The organism is Flavobacterium segetis (genome assembly GCF_900129575.1).
Lineage (GTDB): Bacteria > Bacteroidota > Bacteroidia > Flavobacteriales > Flavobacteriaceae > Flavobacterium > Flavobacterium segetis.
Map to the genome: position 1 here is coordinate 412167 of NZ_FQWE01000001.1, position 26104 is coordinate 438270.

At 31.7% G+C, this 26104-nt stretch carries 27 protein-coding genes and 2 tRNA genes; 17 read left to right on the forward strand and 12 right to left on the reverse strand.

The window, feature by feature from the left end; all coding sequences use genetic code 11:
* Window positions 1–90 precede the first annotated feature (90 nt).
* The 3 genes from murA to BUA99_RS01935 form a co-directional block, all read right to left on the reverse strand.
* Window positions 91–1401: a UDP-N-acetylglucosamine 1-carboxyvinyltransferase gene (gene murA, locus BUA99_RS01925; protein WP_072987476.1), complete on the reverse strand. Its 1311-nt coding sequence runs from the start codon at window positions 1399–1401 to the stop codon at window positions 91–93.
* Window positions 1402–1467: 66 nt separating this feature from the next.
* Window positions 1468–2193 carry a DUF4290 domain-containing protein gene (locus BUA99_RS01930; protein ID WP_072987480.1) on the reverse strand — a complete coding sequence of 242 codons (726 nt, stop codon included), beginning with the start codon at window positions 2191–2193 and terminating at the stop codon, window positions 1468–1470.
* 88 nt (window positions 2194–2281) lie between these two features.
* Window positions 2282–2566 (reverse strand): DUF493 family protein, encoded by a 285-nt coding sequence (locus BUA99_RS01935; protein ID WP_072987483.1) that lies wholly within the window; start codon window positions 2564–2566, stop codon window positions 2282–2284.
* 146 nt (window positions 2567–2712) lie between these two features.
* Between BUA99_RS01935 and BUA99_RS01940 the strand changes: the two genes are divergently transcribed.
* From BUA99_RS01940 to BUA99_RS01960, 5 genes are all read left to right on the forward strand, one after another.
* Window positions 2713–3252: an AAA family ATPase gene (locus tag BUA99_RS01940; protein WP_072987486.1), complete on the forward strand. Its 540-nt coding sequence runs from the start codon at window positions 2713–2715 to the stop codon at window positions 3250–3252.
* Between the two features lie 57 nt (window positions 3253–3309).
* Window positions 3310–5205: a RecQ family ATP-dependent DNA helicase gene (locus BUA99_RS01945; protein ID WP_072987489.1), complete on the forward strand. Its 1896-nt coding sequence runs from the start codon at window positions 3310–3312 to the stop codon at window positions 5203–5205.
* Window positions 5205–6152, forward strand: coding sequence for a methionyl-tRNA formyltransferase (gene fmt / locus BUA99_RS01950; protein WP_072987491.1), 948 nt, complete (start codon window positions 5205–5207; stop codon window positions 6150–6152). The genes BUA99_RS01945 and fmt overlap by 1 nt, the downstream gene beginning before the upstream one ends.
* 178 nt (window positions 6153–6330) lie before the next feature.
* Window positions 6331–6603, forward strand: coding sequence for an HU family DNA-binding protein (locus BUA99_RS01955; protein ID WP_026706853.1), 273 nt, complete (start codon window positions 6331–6333; stop codon window positions 6601–6603).
* Between the two features lie 119 nt (window positions 6604–6722).
* A complete protein-coding gene (locus BUA99_RS01960) occupies window positions 6723–7283 on the forward strand; it encodes a YqgE/AlgH family protein (protein WP_072987494.1) in 561 nt (186 codons plus the stop codon).
* Here the strand turns inward: BUA99_RS01960 and BUA99_RS01965 are convergent.
* Window positions 7280–8119, reverse strand: coding sequence for an aminotransferase class IV (locus BUA99_RS01965; RefSeq protein WP_072987496.1), 840 nt, complete (start codon window positions 8117–8119; stop codon window positions 7280–7282). The genes BUA99_RS01960 and BUA99_RS01965 overlap by 4 nt on opposite strands.
* Before the next feature lie 56 nt (window positions 8120–8175).
* Complete coding sequence (locus tag BUA99_RS01970) at window positions 8176–8568, reverse strand: START-like domain-containing protein (RefSeq protein WP_072987751.1); 393 nt, start codon at window positions 8566–8568, stop codon at window positions 8176–8178.
* Between the two features lie 152 nt (window positions 8569–8720).
* Here BUA99_RS01970 and BUA99_RS01975 point away from each other — a divergent pair.
* Window positions 8721–8794: transfer RNA gene (locus tag BUA99_RS01975), tRNA-Met, on the forward strand.
* A 167-nt stretch (window positions 8795–8961) separates the two neighbouring features.
* On the opposite strand, the gene BUA99_RS01980 is transcribed toward BUA99_RS01975, so the two are convergent.
* Window positions 8962–9279 carry a hypothetical protein gene (locus tag BUA99_RS01980; protein ID WP_072987498.1) on the reverse strand — a complete coding sequence of 106 codons (318 nt, stop codon included), beginning with the start codon at window positions 9277–9279 and terminating at the stop codon, window positions 8962–8964.
* Between the two features lie 22 nt (window positions 9280–9301).
* On the opposite strand from BUA99_RS01980, the gene BUA99_RS01985 reads away from it, so the two are divergent.
* Together BUA99_RS01985 and BUA99_RS01990 are read left to right on the forward strand one after the other, a co-directional pair.
* Window positions 9302–9859, forward strand: a complete 558-nt coding sequence (locus BUA99_RS01985) for a hypothetical protein (protein WP_072987500.1) — start codon at window positions 9302–9304, stop codon at window positions 9857–9859.
* A gap of 442 nt (window positions 9860–10301) precedes the next feature.
* Window positions 10302–11840, forward strand: coding sequence for a Fic family protein (locus BUA99_RS01990; RefSeq protein ID WP_072987502.1), 1539 nt, complete (start codon window positions 10302–10304; stop codon window positions 11838–11840).
* 596 nt (window positions 11841–12436) lie between these two features.
* On the opposite strand, the gene BUA99_RS15200 is transcribed toward BUA99_RS01990, so the two are convergent.
* Both BUA99_RS15200 and BUA99_RS15540 read right to left on the reverse strand, forming a co-directional pair.
* Complete coding sequence (locus tag BUA99_RS15200; RefSeq protein WP_200778629.1) at window positions 12437–12763, reverse strand: hypothetical protein; 327 nt, start codon at window positions 12761–12763, stop codon at window positions 12437–12439.
* Between the two features lie 368 nt (window positions 12764–13131).
* Window positions 13132–13329, reverse strand: coding sequence for a response regulator (locus BUA99_RS15540; RefSeq protein WP_084673459.1), 198 nt, complete (start codon window positions 13327–13329; stop codon window positions 13132–13134).
* 497 nt (window positions 13330–13826) lie between these two features.
* On the opposite strand from BUA99_RS15540, the gene BUA99_RS02010 reads away from it, so the two are divergent.
* Window positions 13827–14003, forward strand: coding sequence for a histone H1 (locus BUA99_RS02010; RefSeq protein ID WP_072987507.1), 177 nt, complete (start codon window positions 13827–13829; stop codon window positions 14001–14003).
* A 214-nt stretch (window positions 14004–14217) separates the two neighbouring features.
* Here BUA99_RS02010 and BUA99_RS02015 read toward each other — a convergent pair whose 3' ends face one another.
* A complete protein-coding gene (locus BUA99_RS02015) occupies window positions 14218–15204 on the reverse strand; it encodes an OmpA family protein (RefSeq protein WP_072987509.1) in 987 nt (328 codons plus the stop codon).
* 4 nt (window positions 15205–15208) lie between these two features.
* On the reverse strand, window positions 15209–17509 hold the full coding sequence (locus tag BUA99_RS02020) for an outer membrane beta-barrel protein (protein WP_072987511.1): 2301 nt from the start codon (window positions 17507–17509) through the stop codon (window positions 15209–15211).
* Window positions 17510–18072: 563 nt separating this feature from the next.
* On the opposite strand from BUA99_RS02020, the gene BUA99_RS02025 reads away from it, so the two are divergent.
* On the forward strand, window positions 18073–18294 hold the full coding sequence (locus BUA99_RS02025; protein ID WP_072987512.1) for a hypothetical protein: 222 nt from the start codon (window positions 18073–18075) through the stop codon (window positions 18292–18294).
* Window positions 18295–18506: 212 nt separating this feature from the next.
* Here BUA99_RS02025 and BUA99_RS02030 read toward each other — a convergent pair whose 3' ends face one another.
* Window positions 18507–18959 (reverse strand): DUF4442 domain-containing protein, encoded by a 453-nt coding sequence (locus BUA99_RS02030; RefSeq protein ID WP_072987514.1) that lies wholly within the window; start codon window positions 18957–18959, stop codon window positions 18507–18509.
* A 195-nt stretch (window positions 18960–19154) separates the two neighbouring features.
* On the opposite strand from BUA99_RS02030, the gene BUA99_RS02035 reads away from it, so the two are divergent.
* The 5 genes from BUA99_RS02035 to BUA99_RS02055 all read left to right on the forward strand — a co-directional run bounded on the left by BUA99_RS02035 (window position 19155) and on the right by BUA99_RS02055 (window position 23547).
* Complete coding sequence (locus BUA99_RS02035; protein WP_072987517.1) at window positions 19155–19610, forward strand: DUF4870 domain-containing protein; 456 nt, start codon at window positions 19155–19157, stop codon at window positions 19608–19610.
* A gap of 215 nt (window positions 19611–19825) precedes the next feature.
* Window positions 19826–20158 carry a PadR family transcriptional regulator gene (locus BUA99_RS02040; RefSeq protein WP_072987519.1) on the forward strand — a complete coding sequence of 111 codons (333 nt, stop codon included), beginning with the start codon at window positions 19826–19828 and terminating at the stop codon, window positions 20156–20158.
* Between the two features lie 2 nt (window positions 20159–20160).
* Complete coding sequence (locus BUA99_RS02045) at window positions 20161–21888, forward strand: PspC domain-containing protein (protein WP_072987522.1); 1728 nt, start codon at window positions 20161–20163, stop codon at window positions 21886–21888.
* Between the two features lie 2 nt (window positions 21889–21890).
* Window positions 21891–22631, forward strand: coding sequence for a head GIN domain-containing protein (locus tag BUA99_RS02050; protein WP_072987525.1), 741 nt, complete (start codon window positions 21891–21893; stop codon window positions 22629–22631).
* 82 nt (window positions 22632–22713) lie between these two features.
* Entirely contained in the window at window positions 22714–23547 is an 834-nt protein-coding gene (locus tag BUA99_RS02055) for a GIN domain-containing protein (RefSeq protein ID WP_072987528.1), read from the forward strand.
* A gap of 128 nt (window positions 23548–23675) precedes the next feature.
* Here the strand turns inward: BUA99_RS02055 and trxB are convergent, their stop codons facing one another.
* Window positions 23676–24623 (reverse strand): thioredoxin-disulfide reductase, encoded by a 948-nt coding sequence (gene trxB, locus BUA99_RS02060; protein ID WP_072987532.1) that lies wholly within the window; start codon window positions 24621–24623, stop codon window positions 23676–23678.
* 157 nt (window positions 24624–24780) lie between these two features.
* Here trxB and BUA99_RS02065 point away from each other — a divergent pair.
* A tRNA-Pro gene (locus tag BUA99_RS02065) sits at window positions 24781–24855 on the forward strand.
* A gap of 480 nt (window positions 24856–25335) precedes the next feature.
* A complete protein-coding gene (locus BUA99_RS02070) occupies window positions 25336–26103 on the forward strand; it encodes a ParA family protein (protein ID WP_072987536.1) in 768 nt (255 codons plus the stop codon).
* Window position 26104: the final 1 nt, after the last annotated feature.

Genomic DNA, 26104 nt, shown 5'->3' on the forward strand with positions numbered 1-26104 from the left:
AAAATAAAAACGTTTAAATAAACCTGATATGATTTTTAAACTAAATCACTCATGGTTTACTTAAACGAAATTTATAATTATGTATATTATTTATTCTCGCACAATATGAGCACCAATAGCTCTTAATCGTTCGTCTATACGTTCATATCCACGATCAATTTGTTCAATATTTTGAATCGTACTAGTTCCTTTTGCTGAAAGCGCAGCAATTAACAAAGAAATACCAGCACGAATATCTGGTGATGACATCGTTGTTGCTTTTAATTGCGATTCAAAGTTGTGTCCCATTACAACGGCACGATGTGGATCACACAACATTATTTTTGCACCCATATCAATTAATTTGTCTACAAAAAATAATCTACTTTCAAACATTTTCTGATGAATTAATACATCGCCTTTGGCTTGAGTGGCAACCACAAGAACTATACTTAGTAAATCTGGCGTAAACCCTGGCCATGGTGCATCAGCAATGGTAAGAATAGAACCATCAATATCCGTTTTTACTTCGTATCCGTCAAGGTGAGCAGGAATATAAATATCATCTCCTCTTCGTTCTAATGTAATTCCTAATTTTCTAAAAGTATTTGGGATTAATCCCAGGTTATCCCAACTCACATTTTTAATTGTGATTTCTGATTTTGTCATCGCAGCTAGACCAATCCAGCTTCCTATTTCTATCATATCAGGAAGAATTCGGTGTTCACAACCACCTAAACTATCAACTCCTTCAATAGTCAATAAATTAGAACCTACTCCTGTTATTTTGGCACCCATGCAATTGAGCATTTTACATAATTGCTGTAAATAGGGTTCGCAAGCTGCATTATAAACCGTTGTGATACCTTTTGCTAAAACTGCTGCCATCACAATATTAGCAGTACCAGTAACTGATGCTTCATCAAGTAACATATCCGCACCGGTTAATCCCTCTGGCGCTTCTACTCCATAAAAATGATCTTCTCTATTATACCTGAACTTAGCACCCAGATTTATAAAACCTTCAAAATGGGTATCTAACCTTCTACGGCCTATTTTATCACCCCCTGGTTTTGGAATATAACCTTTTCCAAAACGCGCTAATAACGGTCCGACAATCATAATTGAACCTCTTAGAGAACCGCCTTCTTTCTTGAATGCTTCGGTTTCTAAATATTGTATATTTATATCGTCTGCTTGAAAAATATAAGAACCATGTGCCTTTTTTTCGATTTTTACACCCAAATTTCCTAAAAGAGTAATCAATTTGTTAATATCAATAATATCAGGAATATTATTAATTATCACTTTTTCGGGCGTTAAAAGAACGGCACATAATATTTGTAACGCCTCATTTTTAGCTCCTTGCGGTGTAATTTCTCCTTTGAGACTTATGCCTCCTTCTATTTTAAAAATTCCCATTCTGTAGTAATTTATATTTTAAAGGTTTTAAATTAAAAATGGTTTATTTCAAAACCAACAACAATTTTATAAAGGCTTTCTATTTTGATTTTTATGAACAGGATTTGGTTTTCCCGTTTTACTGTTTTTATTACTTAAGATTTTTGGCTGCCCAACTGGTAAAATTTTATTTGAAACACGTTTATTTGTTCTTAATAAATCAGTCGTATTTAATAATTCTTCTTCGCTTTGCAGTAAATTTAATTTGCCGTCAGACAGTTCATATAAATGTTCAAAAATCACATCGTCTTTCACAGTATCTTTATTCCAACTCAGGTATGATTTTTTCATGTGATTAGCAATGACTTTTACTAAGGCGTTTTTCATATCGCCATCGTCCCATTTATTTGCTACATCAATCATATATTTTATGTTATTGCCATAAAATCGATATTTTGGAAAATTCTGAGGATACTTTAAAACATCTGGCTTTAGTTGCAAGACCTCGCGTGAAGGAATTGGATATGGTGAATCAGCCACTAATTTAAAATCGGACATTATAAAGAGTTGATCCCACAGTTTATGTTGAAAATCAGGAACATCACGTAAATGAGGATTTAAACTTCCCATTACCTGAATAATATATCTTGCTGCTTTGTTGCGCTCGATATCATCCTCTATATGAGTAGCTTGATCAATTAATTTCTGCAAATGACGACCATATTCAGGGATAATAAGGTGTGACCGTTCTGCATTATATTCTAAATGATGAACAACATCGTTCGAATTTTCTTTTATATATTTTAGATTCATGTTCAAATGTTTTTTTTTAAAATTTAATGATAGGAATCTTAACATTTATGCACAGTTGAGATCATCATATAAAATTATAATTTTTAGTTTAGAGGGAAACTATTCCTTGAATAGTAGAAACTTCTAGGTATTTATCTACTATTTCTTGAGCGTCTTTCACAGTAACATCAACAGAAATACTAGTATATTTTCCTGTTTTGGATTTTTTAGTGTTGATAACGGCACCCATGCAATCAAAAGCATTTTCAACTTGCTTAACATTATTATTTACAGTAGGAACAATAAATTTAAATAAATAAATTGTTGGCCAAGTATTACTCATGTCCAACTCAACTTTCAATCTATCATAGAATTCTTTCGTCTTTTGATCCATCGTTCATTTAAAATAAAAGCAAAGATACAGTTTCAAAAGGAAAATATGAATATTGAATATTTTTTTTTACGTGAACTGATTTAGATGCTTTGATTTTTCGCTTTACCAATAAATTAGAGTAAATTTGCGCCTTATTTTCCAAAAAAGTGCAAAAACAAATTATAGTTATTATTGGCGGTCCAGGAACAGGTAAAACTACGATCATAGATGGATTAATTTCAAAAGGCCATTGCTGTTATCCTGAAATTTCACGGGAAGTAACTCTGGAAGCTAAGAAACAAGGGATTGAACAATTATTTCTTGAAAAACCATTATTATTTAGTGAATTATTGCTAGAAGGACGCAAAAAGCAGTATCAAAATGCTACAGACGAATGCCATGAAATAGTATTTATTGATCGCGGAATTCCAGATGTTTTAGCTTACATGCACTACATTGGCGATAGTTATCCTTCTACTTTTGACAATGCTTGTCGCGAACATACTTATTCAAAAATATTCATACTACCACCTTGGGAAGAAATTTATATAAGTGATGATGCACGTTACGAAAATTTTGAACAAGCAAAATTAATCTACTCACATCTAGTTGAAACCTATCAAAATTATGGTTACGAATTAATTGAAGTTCCAAAAGACACCATGGATAACAGAATTCTTTTTATATTAGATGAAATTTCTAATTAATTTGTAGTTCAATATTTTATTTGAACTCCTTTTTTATTGAATTGAAAACTGTAATCTATGCCAGAAGCATTAGCACTACTTCAAAAATATTGGAAACACGACAAATTTAGATCACTTCAAAACGAAGTAATAAACTCCGTTTTAAGTGGTCAAGATACTTTTGCACTGATGCCAACTGGAGGCGGAAAATCAGTTTGTTTTCAAATTCCGGCATTAATTAATGAGGGGATTTGCTTGGTGATTTCGCCCCTTGTAGCCCTAATGAAAGATCAAGTTGCTAATTTGCAACAGCGAAACATAAAAGCGATTGCACTTACTGGAGGAATTCGATCAGAAGAAATGATAGATTTATTGGATAATTGTCAATTTGGGAACTACAAATTTCTGTATCTCTCTCCAGAACGATTACAATCTGATTGGATTTTAGATCGGATAAAATCGTTACCTATTAATTTAATCACCATTGATGAAGCACACTGCGTTTCTCAATGGGGTCATGATTTTAGACCTGCCTATCTGAAAATTTCAGCGCTTAAAAAACATTTCCCAAAAACACCTTTTCTTGCTTTGACCGCCACCGCAACTTCAAGAGTGAAAATTGATATTATAAAAGAATTGGGTTTATACCAACCTGTAATATTTGAAAAATCATTTGCTAGAGAGAATCTCGCTTATATGGCTTTTGAAATTGAAGATAAAATTTTCAGAATAGAACAAATTTTAAAGAAAAATCCTGAACCCTCTATTATTTATGTTCGAAATAGAAAATCGTGCTTAGATATTTCTTCACAGTTGAAAGCCTTGGGTTTTAAAGCAACCTATTATCACGGCGGACTTTCGTCCAAAGAAAAAGATAAAAATATGCAATCGTGGATGAATGAAGATGTTCAGGTAATAGTAGCTACCAATGCTTTTGGTATGGGAATTGACAAGGCGAATGTAAGAACTGTAATTCATATTCAACTACCAGAAAATATTGAAAATTATTATCAGGAAGCTGGACGTGCAGGTCGAAATGGAGAAAGAGCTTTTGCAATTTTATTAAGTAGTCCGTCAGATATTATTCAGGCTAAAAATCAATTTATTAATGTTTTACCAGATAAAAAGTTCTTGAATTTGGTGTATATAAAATTAAATAATTATTTCCAAATTGCTTACGGCGAGGGAATCAATGAGCAGTTTACTTTCAACTTACATCATTTTTGCCTGCGCTATGAATTCCCAACTTTAAAAACTTACAATGCGTTGCAGTTTCTCGACCGCCAAGGGATCCTTACTTTGTCACAAGAATTTTCAGAGAAAATAGCAATTCAGTTCTTAATAACGTCAAAAGAAGTAATTCGTTATACAAGTCTAAATCCTAATGATGAAGAAATTTTACTTGCTATATTACGCACTTATCCCGGAATTTATGAAATGCAAACTGCTTTTAATCTACAGCTAATTGCAAAAAAATCAAATCATAAAGAATCTGAAGTTATCGCTATTCTAGAAAAATTAAAAGAAAAAGAAATCATTGATTATCACTCTAAAAATAATGATGCAACAATAATTTTCAATGAAGTGCGAGAAGATGAGCGAACAATCAGTAGGGTCTCAAAACATCTAGAAAATCAAAATCAATTAAAAAAAGAGCAGCTCCAAGCTGTTGTAGAGTATATAAATGAAAAATCCGTCTGTAAAAATAAGTTGATTTTAAAATATTTCGGTGAAAATACAACAGTGGATTGTGGTATTTGTTCATTTTGTATTACCAAAAAAATAAAGAAAAAAGATGTATCTCTGCTTTCTACTGAAATTATTAAATTATTAGAGACTGAAGACTTAAACTCAAGAGATATTCAAAAAAAGACCAAAAATAATTCAGAGGAGGTTATCTTTGTATTACAGGAATTATTAGAAAATAATTTTATTTTGGTTAAAGCAAATAACAAATACACTTTGAAAAGATAATGGAAAAATTACGAATCGTTTTTATGGGAACTCCAGAATTTGCGGTAGGAATTCTAGAAACCATAATTAGAAATAATTATGAAGTTGTTGGCGTCATTACCGCGGTAGATAAACCTGCTGGTCGTGGACAAAAAATAAAATTTTCTGCTGTAAAAGAATTTGCACTAGCAAATAATCTAAACTTGCTACAGCCAATTAGTTTAAAAGAAGAAAGTTTTTTGACAGAATTAAAATCTTTAAATGCTAATTTACAAATTGTAGTAGCTTTTAGAATGTTACCAGAAGTAGTGTGGGGAATGCCATCCTTAGGAACATTTAACCTTCATGCATCATTACTTCCTAATTATCGTGGAGCAGCTCCTATAAACTGGGCTATTATTAATGGCGAAACTAAGACAGGTGTTACTACTTTTTTTATTGATGATAAAATTGATACTGGTGCAATGATTTTAAGTTCAGAAATATCTATTGATCAAAATGAAAATGCAGGACATTTACATGACCGATTAATGACCTTAGGAAGTCAAACTGTTATTGAATCTCTAAAACAAATAGAAAAAGGACCTATTAAAACTATAATTCAAGAAGATAATCGAGAAATTAAGACTGCGTACAAATTGAATAAAGATAATTGCAAAATTGACTGGACTAAATCAGCAGTTGAAATACATAATTTAATTCGGGGATTATCTCCTTATCCGGCTTCATGGTGTAATTTTGTAGATAAAGATGACAATTGGAATGTAAAAATATATGAATGTAAAATTCGGATAGAAGAACATAATTTACCAGTGGGTAGTTTAATTTGTACCAAAAAAGAAATGAATATTGCTGTAAAAGATGGATTTGTTAAAATTAATACTCTTCAATTTCCAGGTAAAAAGAAGATGAATAGTGCAGAATTATTAAATGGAATTAAATTTTCAGCAAAGGCAATGGTGTATTAACTCCAATGATAGCGGTATGTTTTAACCAATTGTAATAAAACTTATAACTTTATCAACAAAAAATATAAGTTATCAACAAATTAAATTAATTTAGCATAAAACACTTGCAAGGTACGTTATTCCTATTAAATTTGTGTATTGACAATATTGTATAACCAACAATTAATAACTATTTATTATGAACAAATCAGAATTAATCGATGCTATTGCTGCTGATGCAGGAATCACAAAAGCTGCAGCTAAACTAGCTTTAGAATCATTTTTAGGAAACGTAGGAGAAACTTTGAAAAAAGGTGGAAGAGTATCTTTAGTAGGTTTCGGATCGTGGTCTGTTTCTGCTAGAGCTGCTAGAGATGGTAGAAATCCTCAAACTGGAAAAACAATTCAAATTGCTGCTAAAAATGTAGTTAAATTTAAAGCGGGTGCAGAATTAGAAGGTGCGGTGAACTAGTTAAAGCTGCTACTATATAATCAAAACCTCCCATTCAGGAGGTTTTTTTATGCTTTTTAACGATTTTATTTGGCAATCTTATAATAAAAAACTTAAATTTAATAAAAAATTATACGCAAATGATAAAAGATAAGTTAAAAAAAGGTTATCTGCTTATTGCTGAGCCAACTGTAATAGGAGATGCGTCATTTAGCAGGTCAGTCATTTTATTAGCGGATTATAATGAGGAGGGATCTGTTGGTTTTATTATAAATAAACCATTAAAATATACTATTCACGATCTAATTCCAGAGATTGACGCTAGATTTAGGATTTACAATGGCGGACCAGTTGAACAAGACAACCTCTATTTTATCCATAATATTCCTGAATTGATACCTAACAGTATTGAGATTTCTAACGGAATATATTGGGGTGGTGACTTTGAATCGGCTAAAGAATTAATTAAAAACGGAAAAATAAGTAATAATAACATTCGTTTCTTTCTTGGATACACGGGCTGGCATGAAAACCAATTGGAGAGTGAAATGGCAAGCCATTCTTGGATTATAAATTCAAACAGATATGAAAACAAAATTATTGGTAAATCAGCTACTCATTTCTGGAAAGAGCAAATAAAGGAATTAGGCGGCGACTACCTCATTTGGTTAAATGCACCTGAAAACCCTTACTTAAATTAATTTTTTACTATTATTTCATTTAACTTTTCCAATAACTCTTTTGATAAGATCGTATTAAAACTTTTTTTACGGTACTGTGTTATGGGTTGAATACCTTTTATAACATTGGTAATAAATAACTCATCTGCTTTTTGAAGATCAAATGGCGAAATTATCTCTTCAACAACTTCTAATTTTTCCATTTTTTTTGCCAAAGCGATAATCTGCTTTCTCATTACTCCATTTAGACATCCTTCAGAAACTGGCGGAGTAATCAATTTATTGCCTAAAAGCATAAAAATATTTCCTTGTAATGCCTCTACTACATTCTTGCTGTCATTTAATAACAAACAGTTATCTAAACCATTTTCAGAAGCAAAAATACTTCCGGTTATGTTAATTATTTTGTTAGTTGTCTTTATGGAGGAGAGTAATTGCTTAGTGATATAAAAGTCCTTATAAAGATCTACCTCGTAAGTATATTTTTCGAATGAGTACAAAGTTTTTTCAATTGGAACAGAATTAATTATAAAGGAAATAGAATTGTTTTGGGGTAAATAATAACCTCCATCATTTCTATACACTGTAATTCTTGCTCTAGATGAATTGCCAGATGAATTAGCATTTACAACAGCGAGAATTTGCTCTTCTAAATATTCCATTGTAAAGTTCATAGGAATTTCCATTCGGACTACCCTCATAGAGGACATCAATCTAAAATAATGATCTTCAAGAAAAAGAATCTTATCATTAACGATTTTAACTGTTTCAAAAACTCCATCGCCATATAAAAATGCTCGATTATTTGCAAGTACATTAGTATTGCTAGATACTATATTTCCATTAAAATTAATCATAAAAAAAGCCCTAATTGATAATTAGGGCAAATATAAGTTATATAATTAGGATTATACTAGACAGAACCAATAAGATGTTTTAAATCTGAAATTTGGTTCTCCCAAAGTAATGTAGCTTCATCAACCTCATCCTCCTCTGCAAAGTCCACAACCATTAAAGAAACGTCTTTCGTGAGTTCGTCGACTAAAATATGTAATTCAAAAAAGTATTCTGTGTCCTTTCCATTATCATCAACCCATTTGAATTTTACTTTTTCACCTGTTTTCTTAGAGGCAAGTCTCGCTTTCTCCTCGGAGTCATTCCAAATAAAAGTAAAAAATTCACCACGAGAATTTACATTGTCAGCAAACCATTCAGACAATCCTGACGGAGTCGAGATGTATTGATACAATAATTGAGGCGAAGAATTTATAGGAAACTCGATTTCGTAACGTACTTTCTGATCCATGAGCTGCATTTAATTTTTCCGAAATATATAGAATATAACTACAAGAAAAAAGCCTTTTGAGAAATATTTTTTTTTCTTTAAATTATGTTTGTCAGGTTTAATATAATTTCTATATTTGCACCCGCATTCAAGGCAACATTTCTTGGATAGTTGGCGAGGTAGCTCAGTCGGTTAGAGCGCAGGATTCATAACCCTGAGGTCACGAGTTCAAATCTCGTTCTCGCTACAAAAATAAACCCTTAAACAGCAATTGTTTAAGGGTTTTTTGTTTAAAACAATTTCGTCACTCCACTACGAATTTTTTATGATTATCCAGTCTCTCCTAAAACTTAGTTCTTACAGAGAATTGAATTGTGGCTATCTCAATGTTATCATGCACACGGATCAGGCTGATCAAAAACCACTATCCGATGTAAATTTCCTGTTTTGCACAAGGAAGATTTTAGTATCAAAACTAGGACGACCTTCGGATTTGATCGTTTGAACCGAAAAACCCAAAGCCTCTAAAGAAGAAGCTGCTACAAAAGCATCTATAAACCGAATAGGATTTTCTGAGGAAATTATGTCTTCTAATCCCGAAGCCTCGTGATAAAAATAAATTTGGTTGCGCGGTATTCCTGTGATGTGTTGCATTATTAAATATACAACTTTTCTTCCTTTTACTAAAATAATTTGACTATTTTTGAAAGAAATAAGCGGAAGTTTTTTCACAGACTGACTTTACACCAAGCGTATGACGACAGAACGACACATAAAACTCGGACGACAAACAGCATTAATTTCTTTCTTGCTGGGGACAGTTATTTTTGGACTTTACTTCCTGACTTCTTCGTCTGACTTACTTTTTCTTGGTTACGGTTTTATTTTATTGACGGGACTAATAAACCTTGGAATATTAATCTCAATTTTATCAAAATCGAACAAGGATAAAGACAATAGAACAAATCTTTTGACAACGTGCGGGCTAATGTTGCTGAACATTCCAATTATGCTTTTTTATTGTTGGGTTGCAATTATTCTTCTTGGCATAATGAGAATAACATTTACGAACTCAACACAGACAACTTTGACAGACATAAATATTGTTGGTTGTGGCGGTGGACACATTGACAAATTGAAAGTCGGAGAAAGTAAAACTGTTTGGGTTGATATAACAGGTGACTGTTCAATAGACATTAATTACTTATCAAATGGACAACGAAAAGAAGAAACAGTTGCAGGATACGTTACTTCAAGCATGGGAGAGAAAGTAAATCATAAAATTGACGGTAAAGACAAGGATATATTTTGACAAGTATTGAACAAATATCAACGGTGGACAGAACGCCAGGTGCTAATCGAGTAGACGGCTCCGCTAGAAACTAACGGAGTGCACTTCTCACACCACTGTACGTAAGAGTCTCGTATACAGTGTTTCGCAAAGTAACGGGTTAAGCTGAATGAAAACATCCGTCAATGATTGATAGCCTTTCTTCTTGAATCGTTGTAGGGTAATTGTATATACTGAGTTTAATTATTAATATATATTTTGCCCTTCTTGGGGTCGGCAAAAAAGTTTAATATCTTTTATTATCATTAGAATATAAATGAGATTGACTCCAATTATTCTCATTTAGTAGAATTAATACTCTAAAAATATGTGTATTGTCTTTAATTAGAGAAAAAATAAGTGATTTTCACCAGTAATAAGTATATTTCACTTATTTTTGAATAATTAATTTTCACCAATAGGCATGAATAATAATCAATTTTCACTGAGAATAAGTGTTTTTCACGGTCGTAAAGTACCTGAACAAGGAATACTGGTAGGTTATGGTGCTTTAATCGAAGCTTTAGCTTTGGCTATGCCATTACCTAATCGTTTATCATTGATAAGTACTAAAAAACGTCAATATAAAACTGATCATTGGCAAGTGCTTACTTCGCGTCACGAACCAGAAGACACTCTTTACAAACAATTGGTATTTGCTTTAAAATACGAAGGAATAAATTTATTGTTTTTTAAAAAACTATTTGAACAACTGTCAGAAGAAACCATAACTTCCGTGGTGCAAATAGAGCCGCAAGGACAATACAGTCGTAAAGTTTGGTTCTTATACGAATGGATTATGGGGACGTCACTTCCAATTCCAGATTTAAAGAAAGGAAATTTCATTACCCTAATTGATGAAGATATACAATTTGCTTTGCCTATAAGTACAAATTCCAGCCGCCATCGTATAAAAAACAACTTGCCTGGTACTGTTGATTTTTGTCCGCTAATATTTAAAACTCCAAAGTTGAATGATTATATAGCTGATGATCTTTCCAATAAAAAAAATAGTTATTTAAACGCAATTCGCAAAGACGTATTACAACGAGCATCAGCATTTTTATTACTAAAAGATTCAAAAGCATCTTTTACCATAGAAGGAGAAACTCCCACTAATAACAGAGCAATTAGGTGGGGAAAAGCCATAGGTCAGGCAGGTTCAAAACCATTAGAAAAAGAAGAACTATTGCGATTACAACAAATAGTGATAGAAAATAGTCGTTTCCTAAAAATGGGTTATAGGGATGAAGGGGGCTTTGTGGGGGAACATGACAGAGTTAGTGGAGAACCAATGCCAGAACATATTTCAGCAAAATGGCAAGATATTGAAAGATTGATGGACGGATTAATTGCAACTTATAAAAACATCGAAGGAACTGGCTTCAACGCTGTTTTGGCAGCTGCAAAAATATCTTTTGGATTTGTTTTTATTCATCCTTATGTAGATGGCAACGGAAGAATACACCGTTATTTAATACATCATATCTTAACCAAAATGCAATTTGCACAACAAGGAATAATCTTCCCCGTTTCTGCTTCAATATTAAATCATATTGATGATTATAGAATAGTATTAGAATCCTATTCACATCCATTATTAGACTTTATAAAATGGAAAACTACAAAGTCCAACAATATAGAAGTTTTGAATGAAACGCTTGATTATTACCGCTATTTTGACGCAACAAAACAAGCAGAGTTCTTATTTGATTGTGTCAACGATACTATTGTAAATGTAATCCCTATTGAGGTAAACTATCTACAGAAATACGATGCTATGAAAAAATATTTAGATGATGTTTTTCAGATGCCTGACAAAACAGTTGCCTTGCTCATTCGCTTTTTAGAACAAAATAATGGAAAACTTTCAAAAAGAGCTCTAGATAAAGAGTTTAATGTCCTATCTGAAATTGAGATAAAAGAAATTGAAGAAAATTACATTTCAATTTTTAATAATTAATTTTCATCACTACACTAGCTAAAACGTGTTTTTTAACAGTCTTTTTTTAACCTTACTATTCCACAAATAAAGGAGTGACGAAAAAGAGTGACGAAATCATCTTAAAACTAGTCAAAACAAGAATACCAATAAACCTAATTACATGATTACTAATGTTTTAAATGTGTAAAAAATCGTATATCTGGGATTCATAACCCTGAGGTCACGGGTTCAACTCCCGTCTTCGCTACAAAAACAGACCCTTGAACAGCAATTGTTTAAGGGTTTTTTAATGTATTTTATTTTTATTAGTCTGACCTTAGAAATTTTTGTAATAACTTCGACAATATAAAGATCACACCCAAAACGCAAAAATAATTTGTGACTTTACCAATTTACTCAAATATGATTTTAATATAAAAAAGTAAAAAAAAATAGTGCGGGAAACATAAAAATTATTTTTAAAATGCTACTAAATATAATTATTTAAAAATGCTTAGTAGTAAAAAAAATAGGTTTCTAAGAACAGAAACCTAATAGTAAATAATCGCGGATTTAATTTAAAATAATTCTGACGTGAAGTTGCTTAAGTAAAGTCTCTGCAAAGTCAAAAAAATTTAAATATCCTTTTTGGCCTCATTCTTTTCAGCCTCATTCTTTTGAGAGAGTTGTTTTTCTCTTACAGTTGGATAACTTTCTTTTCTTTGTTTATTATTTGAATAATAAATATTCCAAATAGTGAAGTACAAATAGATTGAGAAAATTATTGCGCCGATAATAAAGAAACTGATACTCATGTCGTTCTTCTTTGGCGAATAGCTATTGCAAACAGTAGAATTGTACCAGGCCAATGCGCTGAATACAGGGCCTCTTGTTCTCTTCCTAAAATACCCAATGTAATTGAATAAAGCATACAAATGAATGCTAAAATAATTGGATACCATTTTAAAATAAATAATTTCATGTTAATGTTTTTATTGTTAATTGTAAAAGTAGTTAAAAAAAATCTAAAATTATTTGCTTTATTTTTTTTCATCATCGACTAATAAAAAATATTTTTAGACTAAAAATCTAGATTTCTATTTCTAATCATTTTGAATTTTAATTTTATTATTTCAAGATAAATTCAAGACTCAGTTAATTAAAACTTGACCAAGACTAAGATTTTTTACGAAATATTAATCGTTATTCTAAATCCTAATTGACTATCGTCTTTTGTGAAGTTTTTAATAGATCATCGACTTTTAATGGTTTAGACAAATAATTATTTATTCCTGAGATGATATACTCTTGTCAATCTTCTTACATCGCATTAGCAGTTAGAGATAAAAATTTCTGTTAAATTTCTGGCTATTTTTAAACCATCCATCTCAGGAATTAGCTCATCAATTAAATTAAAATCGAAATTATATGTTTTACATGTATCTAAATCTATTTCTCCATTGGGTATTAATTTAGGGAAATAACCTGATTTATTGAGGATTGTAGTAACAAGTTTTTGGTTGATTATAGTATCTTCGACCTATAATATTTTAAAGGAAAAGTAAAAGCGAAATCAGTATTGTAGGATGGAATGACTTCAATAATTGGTCTTTGTTTATCGGTTAACAGTGAAGTAAGTAATCTAAATAAAACGGTCTTGCTTAGTGGATTTTGATAAAACAGCAGTCAATTTTAATATTTCATCATTAGTAAAATTATTTTGTGGCTAAGCTAAAAAGATGATTGGCACTATTTTATCATAATTCCTATATTCTGACATCATCGATCCATCATGCCCAAATAATATCATTTGAGACACTCCTATGTAAGGATAGGAAATAACAAACGCAAAAAATATCTCAGCAAATGCATTCAAGAAATAGATTAAGCTTAGATATCTACTTAATAATAATATTACTGTAAAAATAGGTACACTAAAATCTAAAAAACTACTAAATTTTCATCGTTTCGTCTTTGAATTATGCTTTTCTTACTGTATTTTTGTTTTTCTAAATCAAAATAATTATGAAAGATCTTATTGAAAAAATTAATGCTGAATTTGAAACTTTTAAATCAGAAACTAATTCATTAACAGAGAAAGGTGTTAAAGCTGCTGGAGCTAGAGCTCGTAAGTCAACTTTAGAACTTGAAAAAATGTTAAAAGAATTCAGAAAAGTTTCTATCGAAGAAGCTAAAAAATAATTCTGAAGAAAGTTACGATATAATAAAGCTGACCATTTTGGTTGGCTTTATTTGTTTAAAATGATACTACTAAAATTTTTTAAATACAATACTAATTGATTTTAGTTTGTTATTATTGAACAGTTAAAACTACTTTTAACAAAAAATATCCCCGAGAATCAAAAGATTTCGAGGATATTTTTTTTATAAAATTCTCACGTAATGTAAAGTTATTTTATCGTACGATTATAGACATTTCAACGCGACGTGCCTTTTCCTCTGACGACTTATTATCTTCTCCTTTAAAAGAAGTTAGAATCCTGCTTTGTTGAATGTTATTATTTATGAAAGCTTTCTCAACAGATTCTGCTCTTCGCATTGATAATTGTTTGTTGTAATTAGCACTTCCTACAGGACTTGCCCAACCTTCTAACAAAATTTTAGCCTCAGGATATTTATTCAAAATTTGTGTAAGATCCCCAACAAATTGTAGATATTCATTTTCTAAAGATTCAGAATTATTTTGAAAATAAACTTGCTTTCGAAAATAGGTAGCATTAGTACCTGATTTCAAAACTTTTTTATCAGGAGTCATTTTCGCCTGCAAACTATCTAATTGTCGTCTCACATCAGATAATCTAGATTTAACCTTATTTAAACTATCAGCAAGACCGTTGTTATTCCGTAAGTTATTTTGTCCCGAATCAATTCTTTTTAAAGAATCTATTCTTTGTTGCAAATCACTGATCAATTTTTTATTTGAAGCAACAACTGTTGTAGCACCATTAGCATTAGGATTATACATGGGATTTGCAGTAGCATTTCCTGGCATTATTATAGTAGAATTATCTCTTGACATTGATGGAAACCTATTATCACGAGGACTTAGGTTGTCAATCCTTTCATTCAAATACCTAATCTCACGCAGCAGTTGTTCATTGGTAATATTATATTGATTATAATTATCCACTGGGGCACGCTGTTGATACTTTGCTCTAAGGTCAGATAAATTAGCTTTGCTATTTTTATTTTCTCTCTCTTTAATTTGAGAGCGTCTTGCATCTGCAATTGTACTCAAAAAAGAGTTCAATTCAGATTTTGTCATTACAATAGTACTTTTTGTAGAAGTCTGCTCGCTTTGCGCGAGAAGACTTACTGAAAATAATATACATACAGAAAGTACAATTGTCTTTACTTTATCTATTATCATTGCATTTGACATCCTTTTAAAATTTTAATTTATACCCAATAGATATTCTATGTATATCTACAAAATTATGCGCTGTGTAATCAGCAAACAATTTACCACCTAAAACATTAAATGTAGTACCTAAAACTAAATTAGGAGCAAATGTACTTTCTCCCACTACATCATTATAACCAAGCCCAAGTCCAGCATATGGTTCTAATATAACCCCTGCATCAACTTTGAAGGGTATAACAACATTTGCATTTATACCAAAACCTGTATCCTTACCCGGAGCAATATAAAAATCCGGCATGAATTTAAAAGGTGAATTTGTAAATGCATAATTTCCTCTTATTCCTAAAGTCATTGATACTCTATCTGCGATTGCAACACCTGTAAATAAAGATAAACCTTCATTTACCACCCATCCTGTGGCAGTACCTTGATTTGTATTATTTGACCTCACCACTGTATCACCATTGTCATCCGCTGTTACTCTCGTTTCAGCTGGTAGCGCCATTTGTGGTGCAATAGGTGCAACTTGTCCTGATGATATAATTACTGTTTTATCATCATTTTGAGCCTTAGGAGCATAATTAAGATTATCAAGTCTATTAGTGTTTCTATCAATTTTTTTATCTAACTCATTCAATTTGTCTAGTATTTTTTGAGAAGCATTTTCTTGACGATCAGGAGATAAATTTTGTTTATATGTCCCTGTATTAATCTCGAGTAATAAACTTTCTAATCGATCCATACGATCGTCAATAGTTTGTGGTTTACGAGATTCCTCATCAACACCTTGAATCACTTTTTCAATTAAATCTTCTAATTCCTTAGGAGTCATTTCAACACGCGACTCTGTATCAACTTTTTTAGCTTTAATTATTTTAGCCTCTTTATTCTCAATAGAACTTTCTTGCTCTTTTTGTCTATCTAAATCTTTTTTCTCTTCAATAATTTCAACAGCTTTTTTCGTATCATTATTTTTATAAGCTTCAGATAATTCTGCTTCTAACTCGTCAATACGATCTTGATAAGCTGACGTTCTATCATTAACTCTATCGTCAATTCGATTTTGCAATAACTCATCTGTATTATCCGATTTTTTCCCTAATTGGAAACGAACTCCTACAGAATACATAGTATGTTGCTTTAACTCATCCGGCGAAATAATATTATTTAAATCATTGGCGTTACGACCTGACATAAACATCAAACTTGCGTCACCAAAAACTTCGAAATTTGTTCCAAGAGGCACATTTAAACCTAAACCCCCTTTTGCAAAATATCCTGAAGTTGCTGCTGTAAGTCCATCTTTTCCTCGATAACTATTTTGGTTTACATTTAAATATCCGCCACCAACGTTTATATAAGGTGTAAGTCCACGTGATACATTAAGTTTAGCAATAAAGTCACCACCGTACATTGCCATGTCATCAAAATCAAATGATACTTGCTCGTTTTTTGTCGCTTGGTAGTAGTATCCTCGGATACCAATGTAATTATTTAAATCAAAACCTACTTTACCACCTAAGAAATAGGAATCAGCTAAATTAGTATCATTATCAAAATTTAGATATGCCCCAACTGGTTCAACAATAAGCTTAAATCCACCTAAACCTCCTGAATATTTATTGCGATATGCTCTTTCTAGAGCAGTCATTTCCTCTGGAGTTTGACCACCTAAATATAGTTGTAAACCAGCCAAAACTGACCAATTATACATTCTAGAATTGTCATTATCATTCAACCAATTCTCAATATCACTTTGATCTTGTCCATCTTGGTATAGTACCGAGGCTGGATTCATATTAAAAATCGTGTTTTTAGCCTCTAAATTTAAAAAGAGTCGATTGCCTAATTTAATTTGAGTTCCTAAACCTAATCCAAGATATATTTGTTCTGATTTTTGTTCATTTGCTGGAGCATTTGCCGCAGCAATATCAACTTTTAGCTTTTGAACCCCTGCTCCTAACGTAAGATAAGGAACAAATGTGCCACGAGTGGGAATGTTTGCTTTAAATTCTCCTCCTATACGCTCTACATCTACTGATCTAGATTTAAAGTTACTTACAAAATCATTTGAAAATACATTAAAACCATCAACCGTATTCTTCAAATCTGCTGATTTTTCATAAACCCCGCGAAGTTCAATAGCTTCGCCAAATCCAAATCCTACACGACCACCGTACATAACACCATCTTCAATGGCTGTATTTTTGTCAAACCAATTATAGCTTGCAGTGGGTTGTAAGCTAACCGTTACGTCTTTCATCTGAGCTTGCGCACTAGCTCCTACTAAAGCCAACGCACAAATAGTAAAAATTTTCTTCATAGCTTTTATTTTTAGTTATTAGATTAGAACTCATCTAAATATTGATGAGATACAAATTATTTAGCAAGGAGGATTAAAAAAGGGACACCTACTGGTAACGAAGTTGACTTTTAAGAAATTAGAAACTTGATCAATAGTTTTATATATCTCTCGTTTGTCTTTGTAACGCTACTCAAATAAATAGGCAATAAGTTGTATTCTTATTTAGATTTTTTTAATTCTAATTACCCTACAAAGGTAGTTCAGTCTCATTCCCTTTATCTTATAGTATTCAAGGAGATTCTTATACAATTCACGTATGATCTTAATTTAAAAAAGAGTGCTTTAACTCTCTAAGACACCATGTAAGTTCTAAATAATTTTAACAGAAAGTAAGCAAATATGAAATATATTTGTTAAATAATTCACTTTGCCTTCTATTAAGATTACATCCTAATAATTAAGGTAAAATTAATTAACATAATTAAGGATGTGCTTTTAGTTGTTGACTTGTAATAAATGCTTTATTTAGGGACACTTTTTGGTTAAGAGAAAAAAAAATATAATAAGTTAAAATTTAAAAAATGAGAAAAATAATTATATTTGTGGCAATTGCTTTTTTTACAATTAGCGTAGGTGCGCAAGAAGTAAAAGCTGTAGGAAAAGAAAAAGCTAAAAGAGAATTTTGTTATGCAAAAAAAGAGGCGAAATCTAAAACAATGAGCGCTGCAGATGTGGCAAAGTGTCAGGCAAAATGCAAAGCAGAGGAAAAAAAATGTGAGACCGGCTCAAGCCAAAAGTGCTAACTGAAAGATAATGCTTGTTGACCAAAACATAAAATGCCACTGAATTTCAGTGGCATTTTCATTTATCTTTAAACTATTTATAATGTGATCAAAGTTTTAAGATGAAACACATTTGGCAAATAACTTATCAAAACCTAACCATTAAGAATATAACTAAACTTAAAAATAATACTAATTTGAACGCTTTAATAATAAAGATAATAGAGCTTTATTTATTTTATTCTTACACTCCACTCAAAATCCATCTCCGAAACTTGAGCTCCTTTTTCATCAGTGGCAATTGACTTCATCCAGAAAGTTTGTCCTTCGCCAGTTGCAATTGTTTCTTGAATCGCTTTCTCAATGAGATGACCATCATTACAAACAAACGTTATTCTTCCTGTGGCTTTTTTTGTAAAATTACCTTTATTATTTGCAACCAACATTGATATTTTTCTACCACTTTTTTGAATTTGGAACATTACCAGTGCTCCCGTAGAAAGCTCTGCAGCCATTGCCTGTACAGCAAAATACATTGACTTGAAAGGGTTTTGATTGATCCAGCCATGTTTAACAGAGACGACACAATTATTTTCATCAATTGTTTTAACGCGCACACCGCAGATAAATGCTGATGGTAATTTGAACAATAGAAATTTATTGAGTTTAGACGCTGTAAGTTTCATTATCAGTGGTTTTTTGCTAAAATACAAAAAAATACTATGCATACATAATATTTTAATTTGTTAATAAAATGTTAATATTAAGTACTATGCGAAACAAGATACTGTCTTTTAGCTATATATTTGCATAAGAAATTACTAGGTAACCTAATTAAGATTTAGTAATGCGTTTCAGTCATCGTCAAAAAATCAAAAAAAATGGAATCAACCACTCACAAAAACATCGCTACTTTTACTCACTTGAGTACATTAACCCAATATTTCATCCCTTTTGGGAATTATATTTTTCCAATAATTTTATGGAGTACTAAAAAAAATGATTCAGAATTTGTCAATCATAATGGAAAACAAGTTCTAAATTTTCAATTAAGTTTATTTCTATACTCCTTAGTGTTAATTATGATTGCTATTCCTGCTTTTTTAATTTCACTATTTAATAATGTGTCTTTAAGTGCCTTAGTGACCGAGCATGATTTTAATATTTCCAATTTTAATTTTGAAGATAATATAGGGATGCTAACTTTAGGCTTGACTTGTCTTTTAATTTTTGGTCTTTTGAAAGTAGCTGAATTTTTTCTAATAATTTATGCTTCTATAAAAACGTCAAATGGTGACATATACCGATATCCAATCACGATTCCTTTTATAAAATAAGAGGAAAATTATAATAAAGAACAGAAATATTAAGAATGCGAATGCTCTAGCCCCGATTGCAATGAAAATCCTTTTTTATCGCCGTAGCGAAAAAAAGATTGTAATGAAAAGCGGGAAATAGCTCCTAAAAAAATCATCAACAAGCCATGTAATCAGACTAGTAAATCAATCAAAAAATGAACAGTTTAATCAACTAAAAAACAAAAAATCGAATTATGAACATTGAAAACACAAAAGCCCAAATGCGCAAAGGTGTTCTCGAGTTTTGCATCCTATCTGTATTGAAAGAGAAAGATGCTTACACATCGGAAATATTAGACACTTTGAAAAACGCAAAATTGTTAGTCGTTGAAGGAACTATTTATCCCTTGCTCACCCGACTCAAAAATGACGGTTTACTTAGCTATCGCTGGGAAGAATCAACATCAGGACCACCAAGAAAATATTACGGTCTCACTGAAATAGGACAAACATTTTTAAACGAACTCAATGGTACTTGGACTGAATTATCCGATGCCGTAAACCTTATAACCAACCAAAAACAATAGTCATGAACAAAACTGTAAATATAAATTTAGGCGGAATGTTTTTTCATATTGATGAAGATGCATACCAAAAATTAACACGCTACTTTGACGCAATAAAACGCTCCTTATCTAATTCATCTGGTCACGACGAAATCATAAAAGATATTGAAATGCGTGTTTCAGAATTATTGCATGAGAAGCAAAAAAGCGATAAACACGTCATAGTTTTGAAAGATGTTGATGAAGTTATTGCGGTAATGGGACAGCCAGAGGACTATATTATTGAAGATGATTCTACTGCTGAACCAGTTTTCAAATCTACTTCAAGAGGCACAAAAAAACTATATCGCGACAAGGAAAAAGGTATGATTGGCGGCGTATCGTCAGGTTTAGGATACTATTTTGGAATTGATACCGTGTGGATTAGAATTGCACTTATTTTACTAGTTTTTGCTGGTTTTGGAACTGGAATTTTAGCATACATCATATTATGGATTGTAACCCCAGAAGCAATAACCACATCAGAAAAATTAGAAATGACTGGAGAACCAGTAAATATTTCGAATATTGAAAGAAAAGTTAGAGAGGAATTTGATAACGTTTCTGATAAAATTAAAAATGCTGATTACGATAAATATGGGAATCAAATAAAAACTGGTGCTGAGAAATTAGGAAACTCCTTTAGCGATTTTATCATCACCGCTTTTAAAATTTTTGCAAAATTACTGGGAATCATTTTAATTCTATCTGGATTGGCTATGATTATCGTCTTTTTAGTTGGTGCGTTAACGCTAGGCTCTACTAATTTTGGTAATTTCCCGACACATCAATTTATTGAATCTGGGAATTTTACTGACTATCCTGTTTGGGTTTTTGGAGCACTATTATTTGTAGCTGTTGCAATTCCGAATTTCTTTTTGATGCTTTTAGGATTCAAATTAGTTTCTCCAAACTTAAAATCAATTGGAAATATTGCAAAATATACGCTTTTAGCAGTTTGGATTGTTGTGATTGCGATATTGATTTCTATTGGTGTCAAACAAGCGAGCGCTTTTGCAGTTGATGGAAGAGTTGTAAAAAAAGAAACAATATACATAAATCCAACTGATACCCTTCATATTAAATTCATTCATAATGATTACTTTGCTAAAAATATAAACGATCGGAATGATTTTATGATCAATCAAGATTCGACTGGAATGGATGTCATTTATTCGAATGAAGTGAGTTTAAAAATCGAAAGAACTGACGAAAAATTGCCTTACATCCAAATTGAAAAAGAGGCAAAGGGGAAATCCTTGTCAGAAGCTAAAAAGAGAGCCGAGCAAATAAAATATAACTATAAAATTGAAGGAAGTCGTTTAGTTTTTGACAATTATCTACTGACTGATTTAAAAAATAAATATCGCGATCAAGAAATAGAGATTACTTTATATGTACCAAAAGGCACTTTGATTAAGCCTGACGATTCTATGCAAGATTACGATCGAACTGATAGCGATTACTTTTTATGGAATCCAGAATCACGTACTAACGTTTATAAAGTGGAAGAAAATTCAATAAAATGTATAAACTGTAGCGCTGATGAATTTGATCAAAGCAACGGTAACGTAACTATTGATAGCACTCAAACTTCGATCACCATCGATAAAAATGGCGTCTCTATAAAAGGAGATACTATTAATGAGTCCAATAAAAAATTCAAAGGACTGACCATAAATAAAGACGGTATTATAATTAAAACTAACTAACCATGTTAAAAATAATCACCCTTGTTACAAAATTTATTTTAGTTGCGCTGGCAGCGATACTTTTTTCTTCTTGCAATCAAATTGGAAATTGGAATTCAATAGAAGGTAGCGGAAATATAACCACTGAAATAAGAAAGATTGACGGCAATTTTACAAGCGTTGAAGTAAATAATAGTATCGATCTTATCATCGAACAATCAAAAATCACTGAAATAACGGTAGAAGCGGATGATAATTTGCAAGAGCATATTACCACAACGATTGAAAATGGTACTTTAATTATTTCTTGGAACGAAAATTCTTCCATGGATTCGAATGCTATAAAAGTACGAGTAAAAATGCCAGTTATTGAAGAACTAGAAGCTACGAGTAATTCTAATATAAGTAGTAAAAATACTTTAACTGGAGAGAATATAAGATTGCACAGCTCTAGTGGTGCAACAATTAACCTAAATCTCGAGGCCGAAATTGTGAATTGTGATAGTAGTAGTGGAAGTACCATGGTAGTAAGCGGTAAAGCACTCAAAATTTCAACTATAGCCTCCAGCGGAAGTCAAATTACAGCTGTACAATTGCTAGCTAATGAAGTAAATGCAGATGTATCAAGTGGAGCAAGTATTAGCGTTCATCCAATTGTCAATTTAGTTGCAGAAGCTTCTAGCGGCGGGAGTATTACTTATGACATACAACCCAGGAAAACAAAGAAATTTGTAAGTTCTGGTGGAACCATTACTAAAAGCTAATAAATTTATTAAATTATAAAAAAATCATCCATCAAAAGTGGATGATTTTTTTACATTTGTGAATAGACAAAATACAATTAAAATGAAAAAATATATCGCTTTACTGCTTCTCGTATTATCAACGACAATTACATTAGCGCAAAAAAAGGAAAAGATTAAAGGTTCTAAAATTGTAACAACTGAACAAAGGGAAATTAATGAATTTCAAACATTAATAGTTGAAGATAATTTAGAAATTAGTCTAGAACGAGGAGAAAAAGCAGAAGTAAAAATCGAAGCTGATGAAAACTTACAAGACATTGTTTCTGTTGAAGTGTCTAACAATACACTTCGAATTTCTACTACAAAAAAAGCAAGTAGTTTCAAAAAATTAAACATCAGGGTAACGTACACAGACAAGCTAAGTTTGGTAAATGCGAAGAACGAAACAACTGTAAACGCCATTCAAGAACTTTTGTTAAATTCTATTACCTTGAAAGCTGAGGATGAATCCAAATTATTTATAAATGCTAATGTAACCAGCTTCACCTTACAAGCCGACGGTAAATCTAAAACAGAATTGAACTTAAAGTCAACAACTGCAACAGTTGAATTAAATAAAAATTCTACATTAAAAGCGTTAATAAACACAATCGATTTAAAAATAGATCAATATCAAAAATCGACATCAACTATTGAAGGAACCGCTGAAAACGCTATGATTCGTTTAGACAATAATTCCTCCTTTACTGGAAATAAATTCACGACTAAAAAAGCTGAAATCACTACTGAAAGTTATACAAACTGCAGTTTATTTGTTGCAAATAATGTAATAATTACAGCCACGGATAAATCAGAAATTCAACTTTTAGGTTTGCCAAAAATCGAAATACTAAAGTTTTTGGATGAAGCAAAGCTGTCTAAGAAAATAAAATAAATAATTTTTGATCATTACTAGCATTGTAAAAATTGAAATCAAGAATGTTCAGCTACTTACTTAATTACATAAAAAGGGTCCCAATTTAAATAAATTGAGACCCTTTTTTTATAAAAATAGAAATGGAATTATTCTCTCGCAGCTAGATATCTTTCAGCATCAAGTGCAGCCATACATCCAGTTCCGGCAGCAGTGATCGCTTGGCGATAAACGTGATCAGCAGCATCACCTGCAACAAAAACGCCTTCAACGTTAGTTTTTGAACTTCCAGCGGTATTAATAATGTAACCTGTTTCATCTAGATTTAAAAAGTCTTTAAAAATATCCGTATTGGGTTTGTGACCAATAGCAACAAAGAAACCAGTGGCTTCAATATCAAAAGTTTCTCCAGTAGTTTTATTCAAAGCTCTTACGCCAGTAACGACTTGGTCATCCCCTAGAACTTCTACCGTATCGTGATTCATGAGAATACTAATATTTTCCGTTTTACGAACTCGTGCTTCCATAATTTTAGAAGCTCTAAATTTCTCGCTACGAACTAACATCGTTACTTTTTTACACAATTTAGATAAATAGTGTGCCTCCTCACAAGCAGAATCCCCTGCTCCAACGATCACTACTTCCTGATTTCTATAGAAAAATCCGTCACAAACAGCACAAGCAGATACTCCACCGCCCATTTTAAGATAATGTTGCTCTGATGGCAATCCTAAATATTTCGCAGATGCTCCTGTTGAAATGATCACTGTTTCACAATGCAATTCCTTCACGTCATTGATCCAGACTTTAAAAATATCACCAGTAAAATCAACCTTAGTTGCCCAGCCATCACGCACATCGGTACCAAAACGCTGTGCTTGCGCTTGCAATCCTACCATCATTTCTGGACCTGTAATACCTTCTGGATTTCCCGGCCAGTTTTCTACTTCATTAGTTGTTGTAAGTTGGCCTCCGGGTTGCATTCCTTGATATAGAACTGGAAACATATTAGCTCTAGCGGCATAAATTCCAGCAGTGTAACCTGCGGGACCAGAACCTATAATAAGACATTTTATTTTTTCAATTGTATCAGACATAGTAGAATTTTTTCAGTTTTGATGGTGCAAAAATACGGTTTAAAATCAAAAATTTAGTTTAAAAAAACATCACTTTTTGCTATTTTAAAATAATCACATTCTATTTGGTAATATCTTTTGCTCATTTAGAATTTAATTCTATCTTTGCACCCGTATTCGGGGTGTAGCGTAGCTCGGTTATCGCGCCTGCTTTGGGAGCAGGAGGCCGCAGGTTCGAATCCTGCCACCCCGACAAAAAGTCAAACAGCAATGTTTGACTTTTTTTGTGTTTTTACTTTAAATGAATTTTATAATTCTCTCATTTTTAGGGAATACTCGTTAAAATGTTCTAGAAAACACAATGAAATAAGAGGTATAAAACTTTCTTAAAATATCTTTTATACTTTTAAAATTTAGACAGATAAAATCGATTAAAGTATCTCGTAATTGCAACTAAGAAATACTTTCAAATCCTATCAATTTGATAAAAGTCAAACAACAATGCTTAACTTTTTTTGATATTTATCTTCAAAAGACTAAAAATCTATTCAGTACTATTTAAATTTTTACAAAAATTGAAAATATTTAGTCGCGATAAATCCTAAAAAACCTACTATTAAAAAAAATGAAATGGATAAACTGCACCCATACACCTATTAACGAATGTTAACAAAATAGATTTTCAAAAACCATAAATAATTGTATTTTTACGCTTCAAAATTTACAAAACAAAATGGGCAAAATCATTGCGATTGCTAATCAAAAAGGAGGCGTAGGAAAGACCACAACATCAGTTAATCTTGCTGCTTCATTAGGGGTTTTAGAAAAAAAAGTATTACTTATAGATGCTGATCCTCAGGCAAATGCTAGTTCAGGTTTAGGGATTGACGTAGACTCTGTTGAAATTGGCACATACCAAATATTAGAACATAGTCACACTCCACGAGAGGCAATTATACAATGCTCAGCGCCAAATGTTGATATAATACCTGCACACATTGACCTTGTTGCCATCGAAATTGAATTGGTAGACAAGGAAAATAGAGAATATATGTTCAAAAAAGCTTTAGAAAGCATTAAAGATGAGTACGATTATATTATTATTGATTGTGCCCCGTCGTTAGGCCTACTGACTTTAAATGCCTTGACGGCTGCTGATTCTGTTATTATTCCTATTCAGTGTGAATATTTTGCACTAGAAGGTTTAGGTAAATTATTGAATACTATAAAAAGTATTCAAAAAATTCACAATCCTGATCTTGATATTGAAGGTTTACTTTTGACGATGTTTGATTCCAGACTTCGTTTATCCAATCAAGTTGTAGAAGAGGTTCAAAAGCATTTTAATGATATGGTTTTTGAAACTATTATCCAGCGAAATGTGAAATTGAGTGAAGCACCAAGTTTTGGCGAAAGCATTATAAACTACGATGCAACGAGTAAAGGGGCAGTAAATTACCTGCACTTAGCTCAAGAGGTTATAAAGAAAAATAGCAAATAAT

What these genes read in the sequence shown, in the direction of transcription:
- murA (WP_072987476.1), bottom strand. Translation starts at nt 1,401, where the DNA reads ATGGGAATTTTTAAAATAGAAGGAGGCATAAGTCTCAAAGGAGAAATT.
- BUA99_RS01930 (WP_072987480.1), bottom strand. Translation starts at nt 2,193, where the DNA reads ATGAATCTAAAATATATAAAAGAAAATTCGAACGATGTTGTTCATCAT.
- BUA99_RS01935 (WP_072987483.1), bottom strand. Translation starts at nt 2,566, where the DNA reads ATGGATCAAAAGACGAAAGAATTCTATGATAGATTGAAAGTTGAGTTG.
- BUA99_RS01945 (WP_072987489.1), top strand. Translation starts at nt 3,310, where the DNA reads ATGCCAGAAGCATTAGCACTACTTCAAAAATATTGGAAACACGACAAA.
- fmt (WP_072987491.1), top strand. Translation starts at nt 5,205, where the DNA reads ATGGAAAAATTACGAATCGTTTTTATGGGAACTCCAGAATTTGCGGTA.
- BUA99_RS01955 (WP_026706853.1), top strand. Translation starts at nt 6,331, where the DNA reads ATGAACAAATCAGAATTAATCGATGCTATTGCTGCTGATGCAGGAATC.
- BUA99_RS01960 (WP_072987494.1), top strand. Translation starts at nt 6,723, where the DNA reads ATGATAAAAGATAAGTTAAAAAAAGGTTATCTGCTTATTGCTGAGCCA.
- BUA99_RS01965 (WP_072987496.1), bottom strand. Translation starts at nt 8,119, where the DNA reads ATGATTAATTTTAATGGAAATATAGTATCTAGCAATACTAATGTACTT.
- BUA99_RS01970 (WP_072987751.1), bottom strand. Translation starts at nt 8,568, where the DNA reads ATGGATCAGAAAGTACGTTACGAAATCGAGTTTCCTATAAATTCTTCG.
- BUA99_RS01985 (WP_072987500.1), top strand. Translation starts at nt 9,302, where the DNA reads ATGACGACAGAACGACACATAAAACTCGGACGACAAACAGCATTAATT.
- BUA99_RS01990 (WP_072987502.1), top strand. Translation starts at nt 10,302, where the DNA reads ATGAATAATAATCAATTTTCACTGAGAATAAGTGTTTTTCACGGTCGT.
- BUA99_RS15200 (WP_200778629.1), bottom strand. Translation starts at nt 12,763, where the DNA reads ATGGTATCCAATTATTTTAGCATTCATTTGTATGCTTTATTCAATTAC.
- BUA99_RS02010 (WP_072987507.1), top strand. Translation starts at nt 13,827, where the DNA reads ATGAAAGATCTTATTGAAAAAATTAATGCTGAATTTGAAACTTTTAAA.
- BUA99_RS02015 (WP_072987509.1), bottom strand. Translation starts at nt 15,204, where the DNA reads ATGTCAAATGCAATGATAATAGATAAAGTAAAGACAATTGTACTTTCT.
- BUA99_RS02020 (WP_072987511.1), bottom strand. Translation starts at nt 17,509, where the DNA reads ATGAAGAAAATTTTTACTATTTGTGCGTTGGCTTTAGTAGGAGCTAGT.
- BUA99_RS02025 (WP_072987512.1), top strand. Translation starts at nt 18,073, where the DNA reads ATGAGAAAAATAATTATATTTGTGGCAATTGCTTTTTTTACAATTAGC.
- BUA99_RS02030 (WP_072987514.1), bottom strand. Translation starts at nt 18,959, where the DNA reads ATGAAACTTACAGCGTCTAAACTCAATAAATTTCTATTGTTCAAATTA.
- BUA99_RS02035 (WP_072987517.1), top strand. Translation starts at nt 19,155, where the DNA reads ATGGAATCAACCACTCACAAAAACATCGCTACTTTTACTCACTTGAGT.
- BUA99_RS02040 (WP_072987519.1), top strand. Translation starts at nt 19,826, where the DNA reads ATGAACATTGAAAACACAAAAGCCCAAATGCGCAAAGGTGTTCTCGAG.
- BUA99_RS02045 (WP_072987522.1), top strand. Translation starts at nt 20,161, where the DNA reads ATGAACAAAACTGTAAATATAAATTTAGGCGGAATGTTTTTTCATATT.
- BUA99_RS02050 (WP_072987525.1), top strand. Translation starts at nt 21,891, where the DNA reads ATGTTAAAAATAATCACCCTTGTTACAAAATTTATTTTAGTTGCGCTG.
- BUA99_RS02055 (WP_072987528.1), top strand. Translation starts at nt 22,714, where the DNA reads ATGAAAAAATATATCGCTTTACTGCTTCTCGTATTATCAACGACAATT.
- trxB (WP_072987532.1), bottom strand. Translation starts at nt 24,623, where the DNA reads ATGTCTGATACAATTGAAAAAATAAAATGTCTTATTATAGGTTCTGGT.
- BUA99_RS02070 (WP_072987536.1), top strand. Translation starts at nt 25,336, where the DNA reads ATGGGCAAAATCATTGCGATTGCTAATCAAAAAGGAGGCGTAGGAAAG.